We start from the raw sequence: 16,104 nt of genomic DNA, 5'->3' as shown, positions 1-16,104 counted from the left end.
GCGCGGCGCCGCGCGGGCCCCCTCGCGCCTCCGCCGCCGGCCTTCAGTCCGGCCACAGCCCGCGCAGCTCGGCGGGCGTGACGGCCCGCGCGTCCTCGAGCTCGGCCGGCGGGAGGCGCTCGGCGAGGATGGCAAGGAAGCCGCGCGCCACCTGCTCCGCGTCGATCGCGGGGTCGCGGCGCACGCCCTCGCGGATCCGCTCCAGGAAGGCGTCGCGCGTGCGGATGCGGAAGGCGCGGCCGGTGGGGCGCCAGCCGTCGTAGTAGACGCCGCGCAGCAGCGCCGGCAGCTGCGTGCCGATGGCTGCCGCCTCGTCCACCGGCAGGCAGTCGCGCAGCGCGTGCGACGCCGCGCGCAGCGCCTGGTAGGCCCTGTCCCGGTCCTGCCAGCCGAGGCGCCGCACGAACGCCTCGATCCAGTCCGTCGTCGCGCGGATCTCCTCGTCGAGCTCCCGGTTGCCGGTCGTCATCCGCCCTCGCTCCTCCTGACAGCCTGCTCGGTCCTCGGCGGCGCGCGGCCGCGCACCGTCGTCTCAATGCGCCTCCGCCTGCACCAGCGCCTCGACGGGCCGGCGCGGCGGCCGCGGCGGCCGCTCCGCGGCATGGCCGAGGGCGAGGATCGCCACCGGCCGGACCCCGGCGGCGAGGCGCAGCAGCCGCGCCACCCGCGCCTCGTCGAAGGCGCCCACCCAGCACGAGCCGAGGCCGAGCGCCGTCGCCGCGAGCTGCGCGTAGCTCGCGGCGATGGTCGCGTCCTGCAGCGCGAAGAGCGCGGCGCCGCGCTCGCCGTAACGCGCGCGGCTGCGCGGCGCGTCGGCGCAGAAGACGAGCACGGTCGGCGCGGCGGCGACGAAATCCTGGCCGTGGGCCGCCTCGGCGAGCGCGTTCCTGGTCTCCCGGGTCTCGACCAGGATCACCCGGTAGGCCTGCAGGTTGCCGGCCGAGGGCGCCTCGACCATCGCCTCCAGCACCGACCGCAGGGCGGCGGGCTCGATCGGCCGCGCCAGGAAGGCCCGCGCCGACCGGCGCGCGGCGACGACCTCGAAGAACGACGGCATCCTTCCCTCCTGCCCGCGCGCGGGCCCACCGGGCGATGGCTGTCCCGGGCGGAGCATGCCCCGGCGCCGGAACCCGGCCTTGATCTGCGTCATCGCCTGCTCCCCGGCCGGGATCCGCGGCCCGGCGTCGGGGCGAGGCCGGACTCCCATGCCGGGGCGATCCTGGCCATGGTGCGGGGCGCCGCCCCGATGCCCGGGGCCCGCCGGAGGTTCAGCCCGCCTTGAGCATCATCGCCGCCTTGTGGTTCGGAAACGGCCGAGGGACCTGGATCGGCAGCGACACCACCGTCTGCTCCGACAGCATCCGCCAGGCGTTCGGCCCGAAATGGGCGGTGCGGCCGCCCTGGGCGGTCGGCGTCGCCGGCCATCTGCGCGCCGCGAACGTGCTGTTCCGGGGGGCGGACGGGCTGCTCCGCGACCTCGCGGGGCCCGACGAGTTCGCGCTGCGGGTCCGCGCGCAGCTTCAGGCGGACGGATTCCACGGGGCGGCGGAGGAGCGCGGCCCCCTGGACTTCGCGCAGACCGTCATGCTGGCCCATCCGGACGGCGTCTGGTCGATCGGCGCGGACTTCTCGGTCCTGCCGGTGCCCGCCGGCATGCTCTGGGCCGAAGGGTCGGGGCGGGAGGTCGCGCTCGGCGCCGGCTACGCGCTGCTGCGGACCGGACTCGGCACCGACGGGGGCGAGGTGCTCCGGCGCGCGCTCGAGACGGCGATCGCGCTCGACATCACCTGCGGCGGCGAGGCGTGGACCTGCGAGCTGTCGGCGCCGGCGCGGCCGCCCCCCGCTTGACAGCGCGGCAGCCGCCGTCGGTAAGGTGGAACGTCACGCGAAAGGATGATGCGACGATGCGCTCGGCAGCGGCCGTGCCCGCGGGCACGGCCGGGCGTGCCGCGGCCAGGGGCGGAGCGGCGGGGGCACGCCGGCCGATGCCTTGCCCGCGGCGCACGGGAACGGCGGGCGGTCCGGCCCGCGGCACCCGCCGCCGCACGCCGCCCGCGCTCGCGCCGGCGGCAACGCGCCCGGCCGATCGCGCGCCGAGGATCGCGGGCCGGCGCCGCGTCGCGTCCGGTTCGCCCCCTTCGTTCCCCGCCGCCGCGTCCGCAGGGTCTGCCCACCGACACCGCTGCCGCGTCCGCGCCGCCCGATGCGGCACCCGGCGCCGTCCGACGCGACGCGGCGCGGTCCGAGGCCCGACGAGGGCGGCGCGCGCCACGCAGCCCGCCCGCGACGCGACAGCGCGAACCGGAGGAGAATGAGACGCGATGGCGAAGAAGGGCTTCCTGCTGGTGCTGATGCAGCCGCCGCCCGCCTTCGAGGAGGAGTTCAACGCCTGGTACGACACGGAGCACGTCCCCGAGCGACTCGCCGTCCCCGGCTTCGAGACGGGGCTCCGCTTCGTCGGCGTCTCCGGCGCGGCGCCACGCTACCTCGCGATCTACGACCTCGTCTCGCCGGAGGTGCTGCGCTCCGAGGCCTATCTGCGCGTCGCCTTCGAGCGCTCGAGCCCGTGGACGAAGCGCGTCACGAGCCGCGTGCGGGTATGGCGCTACGCCGGCGAGCAGCTCCACCCCGGAGACCGCGTGACGGGCCGCTGCGCGCGCCTGACGCTGCTGCGCTTCCGCGGCGCGGGCGCCGGCGCCGCGCCGGGCGTCGCGGCTGGCATGCGCGCCGCCTTCGAGGGACGGCCCGAGACGCGGCAGGTGCGGGTGCTGGTCGGCGAGGGTGGCAACGAGGCGGACGTCCTCGGCCTCGTCGAGGCGCGCGCCCCCTCCGCCGAGGGCTTCGACCTTGCGGCCTTCGGTCCCGCCGCCGACACGCTCGACCTGGTGGGCACCTACGCCCCGTGGTGACGCGCGTGGCGGAGGCGACCGACGATCCCGCCCCGCCCGTCGCGGCGCACGGGTTCGTCAATCCCGCATGCCGCCCGGCGGCCCGACGGCACGGCCAGCCCGCGCTTGCGGCGGGGCAGGCGCCCGCTGTATCGGGGAATCTCGGACAGCTCGCCCGGGGGAGGGCCGCCGCGTGGAGGGGCCACCGGTTCCGCAGGTCGCATCCGCCGACGTGCCGCTCGAGCGCGACGTCTTCCTGCGCCGCCTGCTCCGCGAACTCGCCGGCACGCTCGAGGAGGTGGTCGGCGTCGAGGAGGCCTCCGGCTACATCAGCGTCGTCGGCGCCGCCATGGGCGAGCACATCGACGCCGCCTATCGCCGCGCGCTCGCCGTCGAGCGGCTCTCGCGCGAGCAGGTCGCCGCGGTCCTCGTGGACCTGAAGCGCCGCATCCAGGGCGACTTCTTCGTGATCGAGGAGACCGAGGACCGCATCGTCCTCGGCAACCGGGCCTGCCCCTTCGGCGAGTTCGTGCGCGGCCGGCCCTCGCTGTGCATGATGACCTCCAACGTCTTCGGCCACATCGCGGCGCAGAACCTGGGCTACGCCGCGGTCTGGCTGGAGCGCACGATCGCCCGGGGCGACCCGGAATGCCGGATCGTGATCCACCTGAGGCCAACCGCCGATGTCGCGCCGGACACACGCGAATACTTCCGCCGCGATGGCCGGAACGCGTGAGGCCGGCATCGCCGCCGTGCTGCGCGCGCTTCCCGAACCCGCACTGGTGGTCGAGCCCGACGGGCGGATCGTCCTCTCCAACCCGGCGGCGGCCGCGCGCCTCGGAGCGGGGGCCGCGCCGGGCGGCCTGCTGACCGCCCTCTGCCCGGACGAGGACCCGGAGACGGGCGCCCGGCTGCGCACCTATCTCGACCGCTGCGCCGGCTCGCACGCCGCGTTGCCGGGCGCCGTCGCGCTGCGCGGCGCGGATGGCGCGACCGTCCGGTTCCGCTGCTCCGGCGCCCTGCTCGAGCCGGCCGCGCCGGACGGTTCGCGCAGGGCGCGCCTCCTGCTCCGCCTCCTGCCGGGGCGGGGGGACCGGCGCTTCTCGCTGCTCGCGCGGCAGCTGCGCGAGCTGAAGGCGGAGATCCGCGAGCGCCGCCGCATCCAGGCCGTGCTCGAGGACGCGCTGCGCGAACGCGAGGTGCTGGTGCGCGAGCTGCACCACCGGGTCAAGAACAGCCTGCACATGCTCGTCGGCATGCTGGGCGCGGCCCGGCGCGACACCGCCTCCGCCGACGCCAAGGCGGTCCTCGCCGAGGTCGAGCACCGGCTGTCGGCCGTCGGACGAGTGCACCAGATGCTGTATGGCGAGGGCAGCCTGGTCGGGGTCCGCGGCGACGAGCTGGTGAAGGCGCTGTGCCCGGCGGTCCTGCGCGCGCTCGGCGCCGACCCGCAGCGGCTCTCGGTCGAGGCGGCGCCGATCGAGGTGCCGAACGACGTCGCCGTCCCGCTCGCGCTCATCCTGAACGAATTGCTGACCAACGCGCTGAAGCACGGGCACGGCCCGGGCGGGCCACCGGGGGGTGTGAGGGTGCGGCTGGCCGCGCTCGGCGGCGCGGGTTTCGAGCTCGCCGTCGAGGACGACGGTCCAGGCTTCGACCCGGCCATGGCGGTCGGGCGGCGCGCCTCGGGGCTCGGCCTGGTGCGCGGCCTCGCGCGCCAGCTTGGCGGCAGCTTCCGCGTGGAGCGCGGACGCGCCGGCGAAGGGGACGCCGCGGACGCGGGCGAGGAGGGGGGCACCGGGGCGCGCTGCGTCGTCCGGTTCGAGGGCCGGCGATGACCGGAGGGGAAGCCTGTGAGGGGGGAACCATGGCGGAACATCACATCGGGGAGGCCGCATGATGACGTACCTGCGGGACTCCCTCTGCGTGGACGAGGAGCGGGAACGCATCGTTCCCGCGCCCCGACGGCCACGGCCGGACCCGGTCGTACCGTTGCGGGAGGACCCCGACCGGTCCGCCGGGCCCGGGATGCCGCCGCGCGGGCGCGTGCTGATCGTCGAGGACGAGTACTTCGTGGCGATGGCCAGCGAGGACGCGCTATCGGATGCGGGCTTCGACGTGGTCGGCATCGCCGCGACCGCGGACGATGCGGTGGCCAAGGCCGACGCGACGCGGCCGGACCTGGTCCTCATGGATGTCCGGCTCGCGCCACCGGGCAGCGCGCGGGACGGGATCGACGCCGCGGCCGAGATTCTCGCGCGGTTCGGCATCCGGAGCCTGTTCGCGACCGCGCATGCCGACCCCGGCACGCGGGCGCGTGGGGAGGGCGCGGCGCAACCGCTGGGCTGGCTTTCCAAGCCGTTCTCGCCGGAGGACCTTGTGGCCGCCGTCGGCGCGGCGGTGGCGGAGGCGCGCCGACGGCGCTCCTCCCCCGGCTCTGGCTAGCGTGCCGCTAGGATTGGGCCGGCGCCGCGCCGCCGCCCGGGGCGGCGTCGCGCGCCGCCGGCGGATCGCCCCCGGCGCGGCGGCGCATCGCCGCGACGGATGAGGCCGTCGCGAGGGCTTCGCCCGCGCCTCCCGTCGCCCCGGCCCCGACCGGACGAGGCGGTGGCGGGGGCGCGGCGGGGCCGGCGATCACGTCGAAATCATAGTCCGATCGGTGCATGTCGGTCCTCCTTCTGAGAGGGCCGCCGGACCTCGCGGGCGATGCTTCGTCGGGTCAGGGAAGGGAGGACGCGAAGACCGCCTGCGGGGCTGGCGGCTTCGGGTCCTGCGTTGGGAGCGCGCGTGTCCTAGGCCGCCGGTGCGTACCAGCGGTACCAAAATCGCGCGCTGCGGTCGTCGCGCCCTTGCGGCTGCACCCTGACCATGTGGATAAGATAGGCGGACGCCGCCTCGCGGCGCAAGCGGCGCCGCGCGCAATGCTGCCTTGCGGGTCGGACCGGCCGCCAGCGCCGCCGGCGGGCGGCCGCCGGACCGGCGCGGCCTGCGGGCGGCGTTCAGGTCTGCTATCAGTACGCCATGCCTGGACCGATCACCTTCTGGTTCGACTTCGGCTCGCCCTATGCCTGGCTCGCCTCGGCGCAGGTCGAGGCGGTGGCGGCGCGGTGCGGGCGGCCGCTGGCCTGGCGGGCGATCCTGCTCGGGGTGGTGTTCCGCACGACGGGCATGGCGCCGCTTCCGCAGCAGCCGCTGCGCGGCGACTACGCGCGGCGCGACGTGGCGCGGCTGGCGCGGCGGCTCGGCCTGCCCTTCGCGACGGCCGCAGTGCCGGACGGGACCTCGCTCGCGCTGGCGCGGGTGTTCCACGCGCTCGATCGCGAGAGTCCACCGCTCGCCGCCCGCTTCGCGCGGCAGGCCCTCGAGGCTGCCTTCGGCGACGGCGAGGACCTCTCCACGCTCGAGGCGGCGCGGGGCTTCGCGGCGCGGCTCGGGCCGGACGCCGCCGCCGCGGCGGAGCGCGCCACCGCGCCTGAGGCACGCGCCGCGCTCCGTGCGGCCACCGAGGAGGCCATCCGCCTCGGCGTCTTCGGGGCCCCCTTCTTCCTCGTGGATGGCGAGCCGTTCTGGGGACAGGACCGGCTGCCGCTGCTCGAGGCGTGGCTGCGCGAGGGGCCCTGGTGAGGCGGCGGCCGCGCGGCAGCCGCTCAGTTCGGCGTGGCGCCCGCGGCGCGGACCACCGGGGCCCACTTCTCCGTCTGTTCGCGGATGTGGCGCGTGAGCTCCTCCGGCGTGCTCGGCTTCGCCTCCAGCCCGTGGCGGGCGAGGCTCGCGACGATCGCCGGGTCGCGCAGGGCCTCCCCCATGGCCGCGTTCACCCGCTCCACGATCGGGCGGAGCAGCCCGCGCGGGCCGAGTAGCGCGTACCAGTTGGCGAGGTCGTAGTCCGGCAGGCCCGCGGCCTCGGCGATGGTCGGCAGGTCCGGCACCAGGGGCGAGCGCCGCGCCGTCGGCACGGCGAGCGCGCGCAGCTTCCCGGCCTCGATGTGCGGCAGCGTCGTCGCCGCGGTGGCGACGGCGAAGTCCACCTTGCCGGAGAGGATGTCGGTGATGAGCTGCCCGCCGCCGCGATAGGGCACGTGGATGGTGCGGATGCCGGCGAGCCGGTCGAGCAGCGCCCCGCCGAGATGCCCGGCGCTGCCGACGCCGGAGGATCCGTAGGCGAGGGTGTCGGGCTGCGCCCTCGCCGCGGCGATCAGCTCCGGCAGGCTGCGCCACGGGCGGTCGGGCGGCACGACGAGGATGTTGAGCACGTCCACCGCCATCGTGATCGGCGTGAGGTCCGCCTGCACGTCGAAGGGCAGGCGCTGCATCACCGGGTTGATGACCAGCGCGGAGATGGTGCCCATGAGCAGCGTGTAGCCGTCCGGCGCGGCGTGCGTGACCACCTCGGTCGCGAGGCTGCCGCCGGCGCCGGGTCGGTTCTCGACGACGATCGGCTGGCCGAGGATCTCCTGCAGGCGCGGCGCCAGGGTGCGCGTGGTGATGTCGGTGCCGCCGCCGGCGACGAAGCCGACGACGATGCGGATCGGGCGGCTGGGCCAGGGGGCGGACGCGCTCCCCTGCGCCGCGGCGCGGTGCGGGCCGGCAAGGGCCGCGGCTGCGGGCAGCGCGGCGGCTGCGGCGGCGAACGAGCGGCGGCGCGGGGTCATCGTGCTCCTCCAGGATACGGGCGCGGGTGCGCGTCTCGTTCGAGGAATACCGCGCGGCCGCGCGGCGGACGAGGGCGTGCGGAGGCGGGGCGGCGGCCGGGGCGCCCGTTCCCGGCACGGGTCCCGCCCCGACACCCTGCCGCACAATCGGCGGGGCATGGCGCCCGGCGACAGCACCGATCCCGCGGCACAACCCCGCGGCAACGTGTCCGGGGCCATCCCCGGCAGGCGTTGCCACGGATCCTGGAGCGGCTGGCGACTCGCGGCTACTCCGCGCGCCCCTGGAGCCCGGCCAGGAGCAGGGTCCGGACGTGGTCGGCGTTCTCCCACAGGGCTGCCGCGGCGAGGTCGAGCCCCGTCTCCGGCCACAATCGCGCGGCCGCCGCGGCCGCGGCGACCAGTGCCGGCAGGCCGAGCGCCGCGAAAGGCGCCAGGTTCGGCAGGCCGAGGCCGAGCGGCACCAGCGCCGCCAGGCCGGCGACCAGCGCGCTGCCGCTCAGGTCGAAGCTCGCCAGGGCGATCACCACCGCCCCGAGACCGGCCTTCCCGCACCGAACCGCTTGCCGCATCGCCACCCTACTCCATGCTCCACGCGCCACGCACCGCATTCGATCCTGGGCTCCGGGCCGGTCCCGAGCCGGCGCGTGGTGCACCAGCCTTCCGGCTGCCATCCCGGGTGTCGAGCCTCCGAAAGGCTCGCAAAGGATTAATAACGCGGGGTTGACGCAACCCATGCGCGCAGATTGCCTTGGACGCATGCGAAATGCAATCTATGGATCCGCCGTCCGAGTGACGCGCCCCGGTACCGGGGCGCGCAGGCGTGCGGATTCGTGTCATTGCGACCCGCCATGGGCGCGCCCGGCGGGGGCTAGGCATCCCCCGGCCGGAGGGACGCCACCGACGCACCCGCGATCTGCCCGGAGGAGGGACCAGGCGCCTCATGCTCACGCGCACCGGAACCGGCGCGGCCGACCTCGCCGCCCTCGCGGATTCGCTCGGCATCGACGAGGAGATCGACTGGCCGCCGGCGCACCTCGCGCCGAGCGCCTGGCTCGAGCACGTCCCCTTCGCCTTCTGGCTGGTCAAGGCGCTGCGGCCGTCGTGCATCGTCGAGCTCGGCACCCACTGGGGCGTCTCCTACGGCGCCTTCTGCCAGGCCGTCGAGCGCCTCGGCCTCGACACCCGCGCCTATGCGGTGGACAGCTGGCGGGGCGACGCCCATGCCGGCCACTACGGCGAGGAGGTGTTCGCCGCCGTCTCGACGCTCAACGCGGCGCGCTGGAGCGGCTTCTCCACCCTGATCCGCGCCGAGTTCGACGCCGCCCGCGCGCAGTTCGCCGCCGGCGAGATCGAGCTGCTGCACATAGACGGGCTGCACACCTACGAGGCGGTCGCGAACGACTTCCACACCTGGCGCGACGCCGTCTCGCCGCGCCGCGGCGTCGTGCTGTTCCACGACACCAACGTGCGCGAGCGCGACTTCGGCGTCTGGCGCCTCTGGCGCGAGCTGGCGGAGGCGCATCCGCATTTCGAGTTCCACCACGGCCACGGCCTCGGCGTGCTCGGCCTGGGCGATGATCCGCCGGCACCGCTCGCCGCGCTGTTCGAGGCGCAGACGCAGCCCGAGCGCGCAGCGCGCCTCCGCGCGCTGTTCGCCGCGCGCGGCGCGGCGGTGCGCCAGCGCCAGGCCCTGGCCGAAGCGGAGGCGCGGCGGCGCGACGGCGACGCCGCGATCGGCTCGGCCAGGGCCGAGGCCGAGGCAGCGCGGGCGGAGGCCGCCGCGCAGCGGCTGCGCGCTGCGCGGCTGGAGGCGGCGCTCGAGCTGCGGGGGGCCGGCGGCGGCGCATCGCGCGCAGCGGCGCCCGGCTCCGACGCCGTCGTCGCCACGCTGGCCGAGGAGGACTGGCGCGAGGCGGCGCTGCAGGCGCTTCGCGCCGAGCGCGACGCGCTGCGCGAGCAGCTCGACCAGTTGCGCCGGCAGCTCGACACCGTCCTCGCCTCGGCGAGCTGGCGCATGACGGCGCCGATGCGGGCGGTGGTGCGGCGCGTGCCGACCCTCAGCCGGTGGGCGCACCGCTCCGCGCGGCTCGGCTACTGGACGTTGACCGGGCAGCTCCCGGCGCGGCTGCGCGAGTGGCGGGCGCGCACGCGGGAATGGCGGGAGGCACGCGCCCGCGGCACCGCGCCCCCCTCGCTGCCCGCGACCGCGGCGCTGCGCGTCGCGCCGCCGGCGCCGGCGATCGGGCAAGGCGGGCCCGCCGACCGGCTCGCCACGCTCGAGCACCGGCTCGCCCATGTCGAGGCGCTGATCGAGGCCGAGCGCGGCCGGGTGGACTACGCGCTGGGCGCCGTCGAGGGCGTGCCGGCGCGGCTGGCCGACTACCAGGCGGCGCGCGAGACGCCCGAATACCTCGCGGCCTTCGAGGCGGAGGAGCCGCTGGTCTCGGTCTGCATCGCCACCGTCAACCGCGCCGAGCTGCTGATCGAGCGCGCGATCCGCTCCGTCCAGGCGCAGACCTACCGCAACCTGCAGATCGTCGTCGTCGGCGACCACACCACCGACGACACGGAGGAGCGGCTCGCGGAGCTCGGCGATCCGCGCATCCGCTTCGTCAACCTGCCCGAACGCGGCCCCTATCCGCGGCCCGGGATCGCGCGCTGGCAGGTCGCCGGCAGCAACGCGATGAACCACGCCCTGTCGCTCTGCGAGGGCCAGTTCGTGACGCATCTCGACGACGACGACGCGATGGCGGCGGACCGCATCGCGACGCTGCTCGCCGAGGCGCGGGAGCACCGCGCCGACTTCCTCTGGCACCCCTTCTGGTCCGAGGGGCCGGACGGCCGCTGGCGGCGGATCGGCGACGGGCGGTTCCAGCTCGGCCAGATCACGACTGGTTCAATCTTCTACCATCGGTACTTCGCAGCCTTCCGCTGGGACGTGTATGCCTACCGCATGGACGAGCCCGGCGACTGGAACCGGCTGCGCAAGATCAAGTTGCTGCGGCCGCGGTTGCGCTTCGTGGACCGTCCGCTGCTCTACCACTACGCGGAACGGAACCAGGGGCCGTTCGTCGCCCAGGAGGGCGAGCGGTTCCTCGAATGAGCGGACAGCGAGCGCCGTGATCACCATCCACATGACGACGCACCGGCGGTTCGCCTCCGGCCTGCTGCGGCGGGCGGTGGCCTCGGTGCTGGCGCAGGACCACACCGACTTCGAGTTCGTCATCTGCGACGACGCCAGCACGGACGGCACCGCGGACTATCTCGCCGGCGTCGCGGCGCGCGATCCGCGGGTGAGGGTGATCCGCAACCCGCGCAACGTGAACAGCGTCGCGATCTCCCTCGGGCGCTGCATGCAGGCGGCCGATCCGGCGCGCCGCTGGGTGAGCTGGATGTTCGACGACTGCATCCTGCGGCCCGGCGCGCTGTCGCGCCTCGCCCGCGCCGTCTCCGGGGCGGGAGCGCCCGGCATGGTGTTCGGCGTGACCGAGGTGCTGCAGCCGGGCGGCGCGCCGCCGCTGCGCGTGGGCGACGCCTCGCCGGCGGCGATCCGGCGCGGCGTCGCGAACTCCTCCATCCTGGTGCCGAACGGCGGCATCCTCGTAGACCGCGTGGTGTTCGACCGGGTCGGCTGGTACGATCCCTCGATCGTGCTGCGCCGTTCCTGCGACTGGGACCTGTTCCGCCGCATCATCGAGGCGGGGGTGCCCTTCGCCACCCTGCCCGAGGTGCTGATGGACGAGCACGGCGCGCTGCAGTCCGATTCGCTGCGCAACGCCTTCACCACCAGCTTGGACCTGATGCGGCGCTACTGCGCCGCGCGCGACGCCGCCGGGGTGCGACTCGACCTCGCCAACTGCCTGGCGATGCCGGTAGACTGGATCCCGCCCGGCTTCTGGACCTCGGACGAGATGGCGCTGATGCAGTACATGTTCGTCGAGTACTTCCTCTCGGTCGGCGACGTCGCGCGCGCCTTCCGCTGGGCGCGCCGGCTGGCGGAGAGGCTGCCGCGCCCCTCGCTGATGCGCGAGAACCTGCTGCGGCGCGCCGTGCCGCGCGGCCCGGCGGCGGCAGAGGGGGGCGGCTTCGATCCCATGGCGGCCGGCGCCTATGCCGCGCTGGTGTTCGGCGCCTACGGCCAGCACCTGGCGGAGCGCCAGGCGGCGCAGGGGCTGGCCGCGTGACGGACGACGCGACCGGCCGCGGCGCGGCGGAACGGCCGCCCGCGATCCCCTTCCTCCGCCCGGCGCCGCCGCGGCTGTCGGACCTCGTCGAGCATCTGCGCGCGATCGAGGACTCGGGCGTCTTCACCAATTTCGGCCCGGTCAACACCCGCCTCGAGGCGGCGATGACGGAGCGGATCTTCGGCGGGGCGGGCGGCTGCCTCACCGTGGGCAACGCCACGCTCGGGCTGATGCTCGCGATCCGCCGCGCCGCAGGCGAGGGGCCGCCCGGGCGCTATGCGCTGATGCCCTCCTTCACCTTCGCCGCCACCGCGCAGGCCGCGATCTGGGCCGGGCTGACGCCGCTCTTCTGCGACATCGAGCCGGACACCTGGCTGCCCTCCGCCGCGTCGGAGGAGGCGCTGCTCGCCGAGCACGGCGAGCGCATCGCCGTGGTCGTGCCCTACGCCACCTTCGGCAACTGCCTCGACCTCGGCCGCTACGCCCGCATGGCGCGGCGGCACGGCGTCGGGATCGTGGTGGACGCGGCGGCCTCGCTCGGCGCGCTGGACGCGGAGGGGCGCGGCTTCGGCGCCGGCTTCCCGCACCCGGTCGTGTTCTCGATGCACGCGACCAAGACCTTCGCCACCGCGGAGGCCGGGCTGATCCATTGCGGCGACCCGGCGACGCTCGCGGCGCTGCGGGCGATGGCGAATTTCGGCTTCGGCGCGCCGCGCACGGCGACCATGCCGGGGCTCAACGCCAAGCTCAGCGAGGTCGGCGCCCTGCTCGCCCTCGCCCGGCTCGAGGGGTTCGAGCACGTGGTGGCGCACCGCGAGAAGCTCGCGGATCGCTACCGGCGGAACCTGCCCGACTGGGAGTTCCAGCGCCTCGTCGGGCGGCGGCACGCGCACCAGTTCGTGCCGGTGCTGCTGCCGCACGGCGGGGGACGGAGCCGCGCCGAGGTGCTGGCGGCGCTGGCGCGCGAGGGCATCGGCGCGGCGCACTACTTCAGCCCGCACCTCGCCGAGCAGCCCTATTTCCGCGGGCGCTGCCCGGCGGGCGGGCTCGCGGTGACCGCGCGCGTGGCCGGGCGCATCCTCTCCCTGCCCCTCGCGGACGCGATGACGACGGAGGAGGTGGACCGGGTCTGCGCGGCGCTGCGCGCCGCCGCGGCGCTCCGCCCGGCCGCTTGAGGAGCGACTTCCTCGACGCGGCGGAGCTCGCGGCAATCGGCTTCGCCGCGCTCGGAGAGGGCGTGCGGATCAGCCGCCACGCGCTGTTCTTCGCCCCGGAACGCATCCGCATCGGCGCGCGCACGCGCATCGACGCGTTCTGCGTGCTCTCCGCCGGGCCGGGCGGCATCGCGATCGGGCGCAACGTGCATATCTCGGCCCACGCGACGATCCTCGGCGGCGGCGCGGTGACGATCGGCGACTTCTGCACGCTCTCGGTGCGCTGCGCCGTCTTCGCCTCGAACGACGACTACTCGGGCGCGACCATGACCAACCCGACGCTGCCCGCGCGCTACCGCGGCGCGGTGGACGCGCCGGTGGCGATCGGCGCGCACGCCATCCTCGGCGCCGGCTGCGTCGTGCTGCCGGGGGTGACGATCGGCGAGAGCGCCGCCGTCGGCGCGCTCGGCCTGGTGCGGGAGGATCTGCCGCCCTTCGCGGTCGCGGTCGGCGCGCCGGCCCGGGTCGTCGGCCGGCGCCGCGCGGAGCACCGCGCCCTCGCCGCCCGCTACCTCGCGGAAACCGGCGGCGAGGGCTGAGCGACCGCGTTTCGTGCCGGGCGTTCGGCGGACGACGGATGCGGCGCCGCGTACCGGGCGAGGCTCGGGACGGACGCGCCCGGCGAAGAGGGCGATCGCCTCGGCATCGAACCGATCGGTCTTGGCGAGCGTCCCGCGGCGGGCAGCCGCGGACCGGCGCGGGTAGACCACGGCGAGTGGCGGGTCGGCAGTGGCCTTCGGAACCTGGCGCGACCTCGCGGACGGCGCGGCCCGTGGCACGCCGGCGGCCGACCGGCCCCACGCCCCGGTCGGAGCCGACGCCGGCGAGCCGCGCGCTCTGCTCACGGGCGGGGGCGACGCGCCCGCCCGGCGGCGTTGGCGAGGACGGGCAGGCGCAGCGTGCAGCGCAGGCCTTCGGGCTCGAAGCGGAGCTCCGCCTCCATCCCCGCCTGCCGGGCGAGCCCGCGCTGCAGCAGGCGCAGGCCGAAGCCGTGCCGGATCGGCGGGCCCGAGACGGCCGGCCCGCCCCGCTCGACCCATTCGATCAGCGTCGCGCCGTCCGCCGGGTCGGTGCGGCAGGCGACGGAGACGCGCCCCTCCGGCGTCGAGAGCGCGCCGTGCTTCGCGGCGTTGGTGGCGAGCTCGTGCAGCGCCAGGGCGAGCGCCAGGGCCTGCACGGGGGGCAGGACGGCGGACGAGGCGCAGCCGCCGAGGTCGGCGCGCTCCTCCCCGCCCAGTTCGGTGCGGACCATCTCCTCGGCGGTGGCGCCGCGCCAGTCCGCCTGCGTCAGCAGGTCGTGGGCGCGGGCGAGCGCGATCAGCCGCGTCTGGAAGGCGGCGACGAAGGAGGGCAGGTCCGGGGCGCTGCGCGCGGTCTGCAGCGCGAGCGCCTGCACGACCGCGAGCGTGTTCTTGACGCGGTGGTTCAGCTCCGCGAGCAGCAGCGCCCGCCGCTCCTCGGCCTGCGCCCGCTCGGTCGCCGCCCAGGCGCGCTCGGCGACGCCGCGGACGAAGTCCACCTCCTCCTCCGTCCAGCGCCGCGGCGCCGCGTCGTGGACGTAGAGCAGGGCGACGACGCGCCCCTCGCGCGTGACCGGCACGTGCACGCAGGCGCGCACCCCGACGGCGGCGAAGCCGGCGGCGGAGGAGGCCGTCCGGGGATCGCGCGCCGTGTCGCCGATGGCGACGACCTCGCCGCGCCGGAGTTCCTCGACGAAGCCGGCCCAGTAGTCCGTCAGCCGGTGCTCTCCCGCGAAGCTCGCGGCCGTCCCGCGGGTCCAGTCGCGCTCGATGCGGATGAGCCGCTCCTCCGGGTCCACCGTCCCGTAGCCCGCCCGCGCGGCTTCGAGCCCGCGACCGATCACCTCGGCCGCCGCCTGCGCGATCGCCGCGGGGTCGCCCAGCTCGCGCAGCCGGTCGCCGAGCTCGACCAGCGCAGCCAGGCGCGCCTCCGCGACGCGGCGGTCGTGGATGTCCTCGGTCGTGCCGTACCAGCCGACGATCCGGCCCGAGGCGTCGCGCCGCGGATAGGCGCGCGAGCGCATCCAGCGGTAGGAACCGTCGGCCAGCCGGAAGCGGTACTCGACATCGAGGGGCTCGCCGGTGGCGAGCGCGCGCGCCTTGGCCTCGAACAGGCGCGGCAGCTCGTCCGGGTGGACGATCCGGGCCCAGCCCTCGCCCAGCATCTCCTCGCCGGCGATCCCGCTGAGCTGGCGCGCGCGGCCGCCGACGGCGGTGATGTTGCCCTCCCGGTCCGCGGTCCAGAGGATCTGCGGGCTGAGCTCGACGATGTGGCGCAGGTGCTCCTCGCTCTCGCGCAGCGCCTCCTCCGCCCGCCGCCGCCCGGTGAGGTCGCGCATGATCTGGAGCAGGCCGAGGGGCGGCGCGTCCGGCGCGGCCGCGGGGTCGCGCAGCGGCATCACGAGCCCGCTGCCCCAGAAGCGCGAGCCGTCGGCGCGGAGGTGCCAGCGCTCGTCCTCGGCGCGGCCGGTCTCCAGCGCCTGCGCCCGCTCGCGTTCCGGCACGCCGGCGGCGCGGTCCTCGGGGGTGAAGATCAGCGCGGCGGAGCGCCCGAGGATCGCGCCCTCCTCCCAGCCGAGCAGGCGCCGCGCGCCCTCGTTCCAGGAGGTGACGCGCAGGTCGAGGTCGGTCGTGAAGATGGCGAAGTCCGTGGCGCTGTCGAGGATGAGGCGCAGCCGTGCCTCGCGCTCGCGCAGGGCGGCGCGGCTCTCCTCCAGTTCGCGCGCGATCCGGCGCAGCGTCGCCATCTCCGCCGCCGCCTCGGCGAGATCCGCCTGATAGGCCGGCGCGGCGGCGCCGCGCCCCGCGCGCGGCGCGTCGTCCGGCGCGCGCCCGCCCTTGCGACGCGCGGCGGCCCGGTCGGCGGAGCGCACGGCATCACGGCGCGCGAGCGCGCGGCGCAGCTCCTCGACCTCGGCCTCGAGCTCCGCCACACGGCGGTCGCTGGCGTCCGGGTTCGGGGGGCCGTCCTGGGTCACGGGTCCCTGCCATGGCCGAAGCGCGGCGATGCCCTGGGGCGCCGATCCACCCGCGGGCGATCCCAGCTCCGGACTGCGCCGCCATCGGGGCGCCGGCAGGCTGCGCCGCGCCGGATGCGGCGGGTCCTCGCGCCAGGGCGTAGCGGGCGGGCCTGGCGACCGCAACTC

General features: G+C 76.2%; 15 protein-coding genes and 1 pseudogene. 10 read left to right on the top strand and 6 right to left on the bottom strand.

Annotated features, from left to right (window positions below; genetic code table 11):
- Positions 1–43: 43 nt before the first annotated feature.
- Both IEX99_RS12385 and IEX99_RS12380 read right to left on the bottom strand, forming a co-directional pair.
- Positions 44–469 carry a DUF2267 domain-containing protein gene (locus IEX99_RS12385; RefSeq protein WP_188900659.1) on the bottom strand — a complete coding sequence of 142 codons (426 nt, stop codon included), beginning with the start codon at positions 467–469 and terminating at the stop codon, positions 44–46.
- Positions 470–532: 63 nt separating this feature from the next.
- Entirely contained in the window at positions 533–1,057 is a 525-nt protein-coding gene (locus IEX99_RS12380) for a nitroreductase family protein (protein WP_188900657.1), read from the bottom strand.
- Between the two features lie 221 nt (positions 1,058–1,278).
- Between IEX99_RS12380 and IEX99_RS12375 the strand changes: the two genes are divergently transcribed.
- From IEX99_RS12375 to IEX99_RS12350, 6 genes are all read left to right on the top strand, one after another.
- Positions 1,279–1,848: a hypothetical protein gene (locus IEX99_RS12375; protein ID WP_188900655.1), complete on the top strand. Its 570-nt coding sequence runs from the start codon at positions 1,279–1,281 to the stop codon at positions 1,846–1,848.
- Positions 1,849–2,321: 473 nt separating this feature from the next.
- Positions 2,322–2,909 (top strand): DUF4286 family protein, encoded by a 588-nt coding sequence (locus IEX99_RS12370; protein ID WP_188900653.1) that lies wholly within the window; start codon positions 2,322–2,324, stop codon positions 2,907–2,909.
- A 172-nt stretch (positions 2,910–3,081) separates the two neighbouring features.
- Complete coding sequence (locus IEX99_RS12365; protein WP_188900651.1) at positions 3,082–3,624, top strand: methanogen output domain 1-containing protein; 543 nt, start codon at positions 3,082–3,084, stop codon at positions 3,622–3,624.
- Positions 3,608–4,726, top strand: a complete 1,119-nt coding sequence (locus IEX99_RS12360; protein ID WP_188900639.1) for a sensor histidine kinase — start codon at positions 3,608–3,610, stop codon at positions 4,724–4,726. The genes IEX99_RS12365 and IEX99_RS12360 overlap by 17 nt, the downstream gene beginning before the upstream one ends.
- Before the next feature lie 208 nt (positions 4,727–4,934).
- On the top strand, positions 4,935–5,333 hold the full coding sequence (locus IEX99_RS12355) for a response regulator (protein ID WP_229677981.1): 399 nt from the start codon (positions 4,935–4,937) through the stop codon (positions 5,331–5,333).
- Between the two features lie 576 nt (positions 5,334–5,909).
- The gene (locus tag IEX99_RS12350) at positions 5,910–6,512 is read left to right on the top strand and encodes a 2-hydroxychromene-2-carboxylate isomerase (protein WP_188900637.1); all 603 of its coding nucleotides are present in this window, start codon (positions 5,910–5,912) and stop codon (positions 6,510–6,512) included.
- A 23-nt stretch (positions 6,513–6,535) separates the two neighbouring features.
- On the opposite strand, the gene IEX99_RS12345 is transcribed toward IEX99_RS12350, so the two are convergent.
- A complete protein-coding gene (locus IEX99_RS12345) occupies positions 6,536–7,540 on the bottom strand; it encodes a Bug family tripartite tricarboxylate transporter substrate binding protein (protein ID WP_188900635.1) in 1,005 nt (334 codons plus the stop codon).
- A gap of 266 nt (positions 7,541–7,806) precedes the next feature.
- Positions 7,807–8,109: a hypothetical protein gene (locus tag IEX99_RS12340; RefSeq protein ID WP_188900633.1), complete on the bottom strand. Its 303-nt coding sequence runs from the start codon at positions 8,107–8,109 to the stop codon at positions 7,807–7,809.
- Positions 8,110–8,480: 371 nt separating this feature from the next.
- Between IEX99_RS12340 and IEX99_RS12335 the strand changes: the two genes are divergently transcribed.
- Genes IEX99_RS12335 through IEX99_RS12320 form a run of 4 tightly spaced genes read left to right on the top strand, consistent with a single transcriptional unit; the run spans position 8,481 to position 13,477 of the window.
- Positions 8,481–10,643 (top strand): class I SAM-dependent methyltransferase, encoded by a 2,163-nt coding sequence (locus IEX99_RS12335; RefSeq protein ID WP_188900631.1) that lies wholly within the window; start codon positions 8,481–8,483, stop codon positions 10,641–10,643.
- Positions 10,644–10,659: 16 nt separating this feature from the next.
- Positions 10,660–11,724 (top strand): glycosyltransferase family 2 protein, encoded by a 1,065-nt coding sequence (locus IEX99_RS12330; protein WP_188900629.1) that lies wholly within the window; start codon positions 10,660–10,662, stop codon positions 11,722–11,724.
- Complete coding sequence (locus IEX99_RS12325; RefSeq protein WP_188900627.1) at positions 11,721–12,899, top strand: DegT/DnrJ/EryC1/StrS family aminotransferase; 1,179 nt, start codon at positions 11,721–11,723, stop codon at positions 12,897–12,899. Before IEX99_RS12330 ends, IEX99_RS12325 begins: the two co-directional genes overlap by 4 nt.
- Positions 12,896–13,477 (top strand): acyltransferase, encoded by a 582-nt coding sequence (locus tag IEX99_RS12320; protein ID WP_188900625.1) that lies wholly within the window; start codon positions 12,896–12,898, stop codon positions 13,475–13,477. The genes IEX99_RS12325 and IEX99_RS12320 overlap by 4 nt, the downstream gene beginning before the upstream one ends.
- 51 nt (positions 13,478–13,528) lie before the next feature.
- On the opposite strand, the pseudogene IEX99_RS22835 reads toward IEX99_RS12320, so the two are convergent.
- A pseudogene (locus IEX99_RS22835) lies at positions 13,529–13,657 on the bottom strand (IS110-like element ISMno7 family transposase); the annotation flags it as partial.
- 122 nt (positions 13,658–13,779) lie between these two features.
- Positions 13,780–15,936 carry a PAS domain-containing sensor histidine kinase gene (locus IEX99_RS12315; protein WP_188900623.1) on the bottom strand — a complete coding sequence of 719 codons (2,157 nt, stop codon included), beginning with the start codon at positions 15,934–15,936 and terminating at the stop codon, positions 13,780–13,782.
- Positions 15,937–16,104 lie beyond the last annotated feature (168 nt).

Origin of the sequence: Caldovatus sediminis (assembly GCF_014644455.1) — a bacterium.
Lineage (GTDB): Bacteria > Pseudomonadota > Alphaproteobacteria > Acetobacterales > Acetobacteraceae > Caldovatus > Caldovatus sediminis.
The sequence above is the reverse complement of the archived record's forward strand: the minus strand, read 5'-3'. Positions and strand labels throughout refer to the sequence as shown.